Below are 8,213 nucleotides of genomic sequence, written 5' to 3'. Positions count from 1 at the left end.
ATAAACATAATAGATGGGTTTAATGGTTTAGCTTCGGGAGTAGGTATTATAGTGTTTTTGTCTTATGCCTACGTCTCCTTCCTTCTGGGTGATCAGTTCCTTTTCTATCTCAGCCTTATCTACACCTCAGCTCTTGTTGGTTTTTTTCTATGGAACTTTCCCTTTGGGCTAATATTCCTAGGAGATGGAGGAGCTTATTTGACAGGCTTCTTAGCCGGTCTTGTTGGAGTGCTCATGGTAAACAAGCACCCAGAGGTTTCAGCGTGGTTTCCTTTAACGCTCTTATTTTATCCGATATGGGAGACTTTGTTCTCCATTTTTAGGCGGAAGTTTTTGCATGGATACGATTCAACGGTTGCGGACACAAAGCACTTTCACTCACTGATATACAGGCGCTTAATTAAAGCAACTTTTGGGAGTTCCATCCCTCCCCAATTAAAAAACTCTCTAACCTCTCCTTATCTATGGTTCATGCAACTCTTGTGCACTATTCCAGCTCTCTTATTCTGGAAGAATACACCTGTTTTAGTTTTAACATGTGTAAGCTTTGCCATTTTCTACACATGGCTCTATTTCAGGATTATAAAATTTAAGACGCCCAAGGTAATGAAATTAAGTAATTTAATAAGAAGGTAGTTCTATGTAATGTTAATAAATATTATCCTCAAAGTACTCCCTTACAAGCTCCCTACCACCCTCGGCGACCTTCTTTCCCCTCTCCATCAGGAAGACCCTTTCACCAAGGAGGTTTGCCTCCAATGGGTCGTGGGTTACCACCACAACGGGTATCTTGAGCTCAAGACCTCTAAGAAAGTTTATTATGTCAATCTTCCTCCTGAAGTCTAAGGAGGAGAAGGGCTCATCCATAAGAAGGGCTCTGGGACTGTAAGCAAGAGCCCTCACTATCGCGACCCTCTGCCTCTCGCCACCCGAGAGCTCTCCGGGTCTCTTTCCCTCAAGCTCCTTTATCCCAAACCTCTCCATGAGCTCCTCTACATCCGTATCCTTTTTCGGAGATTTTTTCAGGGCAAACTCTATGTTTTCCCTCACGTTCAGAAAGGGAAGGAGGTTGTCCTCCTGAAAGACTATCCCAACCCTCCTCCTTTGGGGAGGAAGGAACAAGCCCCTCTCGCTGTCAAAGAACACCTCTTCACAGCACCTCATAAACCCCTCAGCCATCTCAAGCCCGCACATTACCCTGAGAGTTGTCGTCTTCCCGCATCCTGAGGGACCGAGTATGATATTGAACCCTGAGATAAAGGAAAAATCTCCCTCTATCACAACGTTCCCGTAATCCTTCCGGAAGCTCAGCTCTATCTGAAAACCCATCTCTTCCTAAGTAAGAGTACTACACTGAGACAGAGGAGCGAGACAGAGAGTAGGGTAAGAGAAGCTCTGTGAGCCTGAGTGTAGTTTAGAGCCTGGACCTGGTCGTAGATATAAATTGACAAAGTCTGGGTCTCTCCCGGTATGTTCCCCCCGACCATGAGCACAACCCCGAACTCACCCATTGTGTGGGCAAAAACTAAGGCGGCTGAGGTTAGAAGTCCGCCGATACTCTCAGGAAGTATGACCCTGAGGAAGGTCTCAAGCCTTGAGTAGCCAAAAACATAGGCTATTTCAACGTGCCTCCTGTGAACGCCCTGAAAGGCGTCCCTTATGGGAAAGACCGCAAAGGGCAGGGAGTATATCATAGAGGCGAGCAGGAGACCCTCAAAGGAAAAGAGGAGGCTGATCCCGAGGATATCTTTGAAGAACCTGCCGACGGGGGATTCAGGGCTCAGGAGGTATATCATGTAAAAGCCAAGCACTGTGGGTGGAAGCACTATCGGGAGCATAAGGAGACCCTCCAGAAGGACCTTTGCAGGGAAGGAAAAGTAAGCGAGGACATAGGCTACAAAGAGCGAAAGGAGTATGAGAAGGATGGTTGTGAGGGAGGCAAGCTTGAGACTCAGAAAAAGCGCCTCTTCCATCAGGGAACCTCAAAGCCGTATCTCTTAAGAACCTCCCCCGCCTCGGGGGAGTTGAGAAAGCGAAGAAAGGACTCTGCCGTCTTCTTCTTCATCCCCCTTTCAGTTATGACGGCGACGTGCCTTATCGGGCTGTGCATGTTCTGGGGGACAACCCAGTAGCTCCCCTTCCCGTAGCCTATAGCGAGGGAGAGGGAGACTATGCCAACTTCAGCACCGCCGCTCACCACGAACTGAAAAGCCTGAGCAACGTTAGTTCCCTGAACAAGCTTCCTCTTCACCTCCTCATAAAGCCCAGTCCTCTTGAGAAACTCAAGGGCTGCTGTCCCGTAGGGGGCATACCTCGGGTTAGCTATAGCTACCCTGTCAGCTTCCCTGAGCACCTCAGGACCCTTTACCTTTAAACTCCTGCTGAATATAGCGAGCCTTCCCCTTGCAAAGGGGACGGGTTTGCCAGCCTTTCCCTTTTCGTAAAGTTTCTTGGCATAGAGTTCGCTTGCTGGGAGGAAAAGGTCGTAGGGAGCTCCCCCAAGTATCTGCCTGTAGAGGTTCCCCGAAGCTCCATAAGAGAAGTAAAGCTTTACATCCGGGTGTTTCTGTGAGAAGAATTTCCCTATCTCTTCCAACGGACCCCGCAGGCTTGAGGCTGCAGCTATGTGAAGGCTCTGGGCAAAGGAGAGGGACAAGAGCAACAGAAGTGCTGAGAGGAGCTTCATGGAAATATTTTATTAGAATTTTCTATCTTGCTGATACCGCTTTTATCAGTTCTTTGAGCTTATCCTCTCTTGGTTTTATACCTTCCAAAAGGAAGGCGCAGGACTTGAAAGAGGTAAGGAGACCCCTCTCTATGAAAAAGCCTCTGATCTCTTCCTCCGCAATCTCTACAGGATGCTCAACCACCTTCTTCTCCGTTCTTGGTCCACGTTTACCGTACCTTTCTTTCAAATACTTCTCCCAGCTTACCCTTATAAGCTCTTCAGCCTTTTCGTCATCAAGGATGTAGACTCCCTTTTCACCAACAATCAACTTGTAGGTTCCTGGTCTTACTACCTTCACTTCATACTCCCATGGGTTTTCCCTTTCGTGCTTAACTCTACCGACTATGAAGCGATAACCTCTCTTCCTTTTTATGGGAGGAAGCATGTGTAACATATTGGTCTTACCCTTACCCATGGCGCTCATGGCATAAATTTAAAGCGTTTTATGTAATGTGTCAATCGCTTAAGCTAAATATCATTACAGGCTAGTTATAACAGCTTATTTTATAAGCTTGACTTAAAATAGCTTAAGCTTTAGAATAGAACTGTGGACAAAGTACTTATTGATACCAATGTATGGGTTTATCTGTTTGACATAGATGCCAATGCTGAGAAAAGGGAGATACTGGTAGAGGTGTTTAGAAGGTTAGCCCGAGAAGGGTGGCAGATTTTTTTGTGCTCTCAGGTTTGTAAAGAGTTTGTCAGGGTTGGTGTTGAGAAGTATGGCTATCCCAGAGATTATCTTGAAGACAGGATAGAACGGATAAGGGATATTGCAAACATCATTTATGAGGACTGTGAAGACGTCAGGACTGCGATCCAGCTTAAGGAGCACTATAATCTCCAGTTCTGGGATTCAGTAGTCATTGCGGTTGCTCTAAACAACGGAATCCCTTACATCCTTACAGAGGATGTAACTTATAGAAGAATTCAATTTAAGGACAAGCGAGTTGAGCTGTTAAACCCCTTTGGAGAATAAAACAATGTCTCACATAAGCCCCCTTTCCCTCATTGATAGAAAGCCTTCTCTGTTGACTATTATGTGGTCAATGAGCTCAAAGCCAACTATGTCGCAGGCTTCCTTTACCCTCTTGGTGAAGGATATGTCCTCCTCCGAAGGCTTGAGCTCGCCCTGAGGGTGGTTGTGGGCGATGATTATGCCGTAGGCTGAGAGCTCAAGAGCTGGTCTTATTATCTCCTTAGGGCTCGCGTAAACCCTGTTCAGACCACCTATCGCCACCACCTCAACACCCCTGACCCTGTGGCTGAGGTCAAGGTAGAGAGCTATGAGAGACTCCTTTCTATCATCAAAGTGATCCCTGAGTATCTCGTATGCCCTCTCGGGACTCAGGACCTTCTCACCACCGAAGGGCTCCCCTATCCTCTTAGCGAGTTCAAGGAGTGCCTTTATCTGGAGAGCTTTCACCATCCCCATTCCCTTTATCTTTGTGAGCTCTTCAAGGGGGAGCTTCTCTATCTCCCTCCATCCCCTGTCAAGGATGAGGCGGGATAGGGTGAGGACGTCAACCTCCCTCGTCCCGGAGCCTAAGATGACGGCAAGGAGCTCCTCATCCGATAGATTCTCGGGACCGAGCTTCTTGAGCTTTTCCCTCGGTCTGTGCTCCTCCGGGATATCCCTTATTGACCTGTAGGAGTACCTCATCCTTCTTCCCCGCCGACCTTCTCAACGAGGACCTTCTTTACCTTCCTGCTGTCGCTGGATACAACCTTGAACCTGAAGTTCCCTACCTCAAAGACCTCCCCGCTCTGAGGAATCCTCCCGGCCAAGTAGGATAGGAATCCTCCTACGGTGCTGTAGTTTCCCTCCGGTATCTTAACCCCCGTTATCCTCACGAGCTCGTTGAGCTCAAGCTTTCCATCAACTATCCACCTGTCCTTCGCTATCTCCTTTATAAGCTCCTCCTCTCCCTTGTCTGTGTGGATACTGCCGACTATCTCCCTGAGGATGTCCTCAAGGGTCACTATGCCTATTATCACTCCCCTCTCATCAACCACAACCGCTATGTGTTCCTTGTACTGCTTGAACTCCTCAACCACATCGGGAAGGGGGGTGTACTCGGAGAAGACGAGTATCTTCCTGACGTACTTCTTTATTGGCTCCTCAGGTCTTGCGTTGAGGAGATCGTAGGCGCTCACGTAACCAACTATGTCATCAACCCTGACCCTGTAAACGGGTATCCTTGAGTATCCGCTCTCCTTTATCTTCTCAACAGCCTGGAATACGCTCGCGTTCTCGGATATCATGACTATCTCGTAGAGGGGCTTGACTATCTCTCCAACCCTCCTCTCCTTGAAAGAAAGTATGTTTGAAACTATAAGACCTTCGTACTCTGCGAAGGTCTTCTTCTCCCTGAGGAGCTCTATTATGTCCTCCCTCCTGACGCTCGCGTGGGCTCTGGCAAACCTGCTTGAGACCGCCCTGCTGACGACCCTTGCGAGGGCGAGAAAGGGCTTTAGGGGGAGCCTGAGCTTATCAAGGACGAAAAGGCTCGGTATTATGAGCCTGTTGGCGTAGTGCTGGAAGAAGCTCTTTGGTATTATCTCACCGAAGATTATAGTGAATATCACGAGGCTCTCAGCCAGCAGGACCTCGTAGCCGGATATGGCTGGAACGTATTTTGTGGCGGACATGAGGGCTAAGGTGTAGAGGGTTGCTGCAAAGACGATGCTGATTGTGTAGCCCAGCATCGTGAGGGTTATGTACTCCTCGGGGTTCTCAAGGAAGTGGGCTACGAACCTGTACCTCTTCTTCCTCGCAACAGCCTTAAGAACACCCTTCTCCGCACTCAGAAGGGCTATCTCCGAGCCGGCGAAGAAGCCCTCAAGGGCTATAAAGAAGACAACACCGATGAAGAATCCTATCAGTTCCATGCCAAGACCACTCTATCCTGTCCCGCGTAGTCCTTAAATATAATAACCCTCCTGAAGCCCGCTTCTTCTAAAAGTCCCTTCACAACCTTCCCCTGGTCATGTCCTATCTCCAAGGCCACGAAGCCTCTCTCTCTCAGGTGGTCCCTTGCCTGCAGGGAAAACCTCTCGTAGAACTCGTAGCCTTTCGGACCGCCTATAAGGGAGCTGTATCCCTCCCTCCTGACCTCCTCGGGGAGCTCCTCCCAGGCGTGCTCCGGTATGTAGGGCGGGTTTGAGACGATGAAGTCAAAGCTCCTCCCCTTTACGGGCTCAAACATGTCCCCCTTCAGTATCTCCATCCTGCCGAGGACTCCGTGGAGTCTTGCATTCTCCTCCATGAGCTCTATAGCCTTCTCATTTATCTCAACCACGCTCATCCTCAAAAGGGGTCTTTCCAAGAGCAGGGTTATGGCTATGCATCCCGTCCCCCCTCCTATCTCAAGTCCCTCCTTGGCTTCCTCTTCGGGAATGTTCTCAAGCACCTTCTCCACAAGTATCTCGGTCTCCGGTCTCGGTATGAGGACTTCCTCCTTCACCTTGAAGGTTCTCCCGTAAAAGTCCCACTCTCTCAGGAGATACGCCGTAGGCGTCCCTCTCTTTCTCTTCTCTATCAGCTCCCAGAACTTCTTCTCAACCTCGGGCGGGACCTCACTTTCCAGAAGGAGGGGCAGCTCCGCCGTTCTTACCCTTAGCAGGTGGGCTGCTATCAGCTCCCCGTCCCTTCTCAGGTCCTTGGGCAGGCTTTTCAGGAGCTTCCCTAACCTCATTGCGGATTTCCTTCTCAACTATTGACCCCTTCTCTCCCCTCGGGACTATAGAAAGGAGTATGGCTAAGACCAGGAATATACCGCCGAGCCAGTAGGTAGCCTTCGTCAGGATCGTGTCAACCCCTCCGGCACCGAATATGGACTGTCCCATACCTCCGCCGAAGGCTGCTCCCACATCCCCCCTTCCCTTCTGAAGCAGGGCGAGGATTATAAGGAGGATAGCAACTATTATGAAGAGCGTCAGGAGTGCGTAGTACATAACTTTTTATATTTTACCAGAGCTACGGGCTCTTGACCAGCTTCAGGAACTCCTCCCTCGTCTTCATGTCCTTGAGGAAGACCCCTCTGAGGGCTGAGGTCGTAGTTATATGACCAGGCGAAAGCACCCCCCTCATTGACATGCAGTTGCCTGATATAGCGGTTTTGCCGTTACGCCTCACCATTATGAAGCCTGAGGGAACCGTTACAGAGTAAATGTATCCATCATAGGGTATCTTTTCTGCTGAGGAAACTTTTGAATAAAACTTATTTCTCCCTTTCTTATCTTTTCTCGTTTCAAGCCTGTAATAGACTTTTCCGTTTGTGTAGGTTTTATACACGCTTGCGCTCACACCCATGGTTACAAGCAGAGCTTGTATGTCGTCCATCAATTTTTTTGATTTGCTCACCAGATGCAGTTTCCCGTTGGGCTTTATGTACCCGTCTCCAAAGGCATAATAATTCAGGAACATCTGCTTTAGATTCCTGTCAACAAGGAACAGCTCTTTCGGAAGCCTCTTGTCTTCAGATTTCCCAAGGGGTTCTAAATAATCAACTAAAGCTTTTGAGTTTATGTAGAACTCTACTATCCCTCTCTCTCTCCTTTGCTTAAAGTAATTGAATGGGAGTTCCTTTAAAACTGACTCTATAAGCTCAGCTTTTTGACCTTCTTTTTGAATTATGCGAACTTTGTTCATCCTGTAGGTTTTATTTCTATACACACAACCCTCTGCAAGATAAATGCCTAAAAATTTCACAAAGGTCTTGGCATCCACCTTTATGGTGTTCCTTGTCTTTACAGCTGTTGTACCAAACATAACATGAGTTTTCTCCTCATCTATTTCAAAGAACTCCATACTTTCTCCCTTCATATAACCCGCTTGAGGAATTATAAGCGTTTTATCTATAAGCTTATGGGCGCTGTTTGTCAGCCATACATCTTCTCTTTTAGACTTATAAAAAATCCAATCTGTGGAGTAGAGCATCTTGTGATCGGGAGAGACCATAAGATCTACGGATTTACCTTTGAAGTTTATCATGAACCCCTTAAAGGGGTATCTGTGGTAAAGCAAAGGTTCAACAAAATTTATCTCAAGAGTGACGGGATCAACCTGTGCTACCCCTTCTGTCCCGGTCAGATCCTTAAAAAGCTTCCATCCCTCATCGGTAAGTATTTCTGTATCTTCTGAATAACAGAGGTGTTCCGCTTCCACAACTACCCCGACACCCTTGGGCTTTAGCTCCCTTTCTAAGAAGTCCGCTATCTCCTCGGTGAGCCTCTCCTGAACCTGGGGTCTCAGAGAGAAGGACCTTACAGTCCTCACGAGCTTGGAGAGTCCGCAGATCACTCCATCGGGTATGTAGGCGATGTGAACGCTCCCGAAGAAGGGGAGGAGGTGGTGCTCGCAGAGGGAGTAAAACTTTATGTCCTTCACAAGGACCATCTCGTTGTAGGTACCGAACTCCTCAAAGAGCTTCATATCAAAGCTCCTGAGCTTCTCAAACTCCTCCCACATGCGGGCTACCCT

Annotated in this window: 10 protein-coding genes and 3 pseudogenes; 2 read left to right on the top strand and 11 right to left on the bottom strand. The window is 48.2% G+C overall.

The window, feature by feature from the left end:
- The coding region (locus AC1HCM_RS08925; protein ID WP_479461417.1) for an MraY family glycosyltransferase at window positions 1-636 on the top strand (636 nt) is incomplete at its 5' end.
- A gap of 12 nt (window positions 637-648) precedes the next feature.
- On the opposite strand, the gene AC1HCM_RS08920 is transcribed toward AC1HCM_RS08925, so the two are convergent.
- The 4 genes from AC1HCM_RS08920 to AC1HCM_RS08905 are packed head-to-tail and all read right to left on the bottom strand — an operon-like array spanning window position 649 to window position 3,113.
- Window positions 649-1,329 (bottom strand): ATP-binding cassette domain-containing protein, encoded by a 681-nt coding sequence (locus AC1HCM_RS08920; RefSeq protein ID WP_479461416.1) that lies wholly within the window; start codon window positions 1,327-1,329, stop codon window positions 649-651.
- Window positions 1,314-1,973, bottom strand: a complete 660-nt coding sequence (gene modB, locus AC1HCM_RS08915; protein WP_479461415.1) for a molybdate ABC transporter permease subunit — start codon at window positions 1,971-1,973, stop codon at window positions 1,314-1,316. Before modB ends, AC1HCM_RS08920 begins: the two co-directional genes overlap by 16 nt.
- Complete coding sequence (gene modA, locus AC1HCM_RS08910) at window positions 1,973-2,686, bottom strand: molybdate ABC transporter substrate-binding protein (protein WP_479461414.1); 714 nt, start codon at window positions 2,684-2,686, stop codon at window positions 1,973-1,975. Before modA ends, modB begins: the two co-directional genes overlap by 1 nt.
- Window positions 2,687-2,708: 22 nt before the next feature.
- Complete coding sequence (locus AC1HCM_RS08905) at window positions 2,709-3,113, bottom strand: hypothetical protein (protein ID WP_479461413.1); 405 nt, start codon at window positions 3,111-3,113, stop codon at window positions 2,709-2,711.
- A 162-nt stretch (window positions 3,114-3,275) separates the two neighbouring features.
- Here AC1HCM_RS08905 and AC1HCM_RS08900 point away from each other — a divergent pair, with 162 nt between their 5' ends.
- Window positions 3,276-3,707, top strand: coding sequence for a PIN domain-containing protein (locus AC1HCM_RS08900; RefSeq protein ID WP_479461412.1), 432 nt, complete (start codon window positions 3,276-3,278; stop codon window positions 3,705-3,707).
- Window positions 3,708-3,716: 9 nt separating this feature from the next.
- On the opposite strand, the gene radC is transcribed toward AC1HCM_RS08900, so the two are convergent.
- The 7 genes and pseudogenes from radC to folE all read right to left on the bottom strand — a co-directional run.
- Window positions 3,717-4,391: a RadC family protein gene (radC, locus tag AC1HCM_RS08895; protein WP_479461411.1), complete on the bottom strand. Its 675-nt coding sequence runs from the start codon at window positions 4,389-4,391 to the stop codon at window positions 3,717-3,719.
- Complete coding sequence (locus tag AC1HCM_RS08890; protein WP_479461410.1) at window positions 4,388-5,620, bottom strand: hemolysin family protein; 1,233 nt, start codon at window positions 5,618-5,620, stop codon at window positions 4,388-4,390. Before AC1HCM_RS08890 ends, radC begins: the two co-directional genes overlap by 4 nt.
- Complete coding sequence (gene prmC / locus AC1HCM_RS08885; protein WP_479461409.1) at window positions 5,611-6,426, bottom strand: peptide chain release factor N(5)-glutamine methyltransferase; 816 nt, start codon at window positions 6,424-6,426, stop codon at window positions 5,611-5,613. The genes AC1HCM_RS08890 and prmC overlap by 10 nt, the downstream gene beginning before the upstream one ends.
- Entirely contained in the window at window positions 6,308-6,685 is a 378-nt protein-coding gene (gene secG, locus AC1HCM_RS08880) for a preprotein translocase subunit SecG (RefSeq protein WP_479461408.1), read from the bottom strand. The genes prmC and secG overlap by 119 nt, the downstream gene beginning before the upstream one ends.
- Window positions 6,686-6,707: 22 nt before the next feature.
- Window positions 6,708-6,830 (bottom strand): annotated as a pseudogene (locus AC1HCM_RS08875) (GTP cyclohydrolase I); the annotation flags it as partial.
- Window positions 6,831-6,989: 159 nt separating this feature from the next.
- Window positions 6,990-7,157: pseudogene (locus AC1HCM_RS08870) on the bottom strand (LAGLIDADG family homing endonuclease); the annotation flags it as partial.
- Window positions 7,158-7,871: 714 nt separating this feature from the next.
- Window positions 7,872-8,213: pseudogene (gene folE / locus AC1HCM_RS08865) on the bottom strand (GTP cyclohydrolase I); the annotation flags it as partial.

Source organism: Hydrogenivirga sp. (genome assembly GCF_056450045.1).
The sequence above is the reverse complement of the archived record's forward strand: the minus strand, read 5'-3'. Positions and strand labels throughout refer to the sequence as shown.

Excerpts from the sequence above, each read along its gene's own strand:
- secG (WP_479461408.1), bottom strand. The coding sequence starts at position 6,685 with ATGTACTACGCACTCCTGACGCTCTTCATAATAGTTGCTATCCTCCTT.
- prmC (WP_479461409.1), bottom strand. The coding sequence starts at position 6,426 with ATGAGGTTAGGGAAGCTCCTGAAAAGCCTGCCCAAGGACCTGAGAAGG.
- modA (WP_479461414.1), bottom strand. The coding sequence starts at position 2,686 with ATGAAGCTCCTCTCAGCACTTCTGTTGCTCTTGTCCCTCTCCTTTGCC.
- AC1HCM_RS08920 (WP_479461416.1), bottom strand. The coding sequence starts at position 1,329 with ATGGGTTTTCAGATAGAGCTGAGCTTCCGGAAGGATTACGGGAACGTT.
- radC (WP_479461411.1), bottom strand. The coding sequence starts at position 4,391 with ATGAGGTACTCCTACAGGTCAATAAGGGATATCCCGGAGGAGCACAGA.
- AC1HCM_RS08905 (WP_479461413.1), bottom strand. The coding sequence starts at position 3,113 with ATGCTTCCTCCCATAAAAAGGAAGAGAGGTTATCGCTTCATAGTCGGT.
- modB (WP_479461415.1), bottom strand. The coding sequence starts at position 1,973 with ATGGAAGAGGCGCTTTTTCTGAGTCTCAAGCTTGCCTCCCTCACAACC.
- AC1HCM_RS08890 (WP_479461410.1), bottom strand. The coding sequence starts at position 5,620 with ATGGAACTGATAGGATTCTTCATCGGTGTTGTCTTCTTTATAGCCCTT.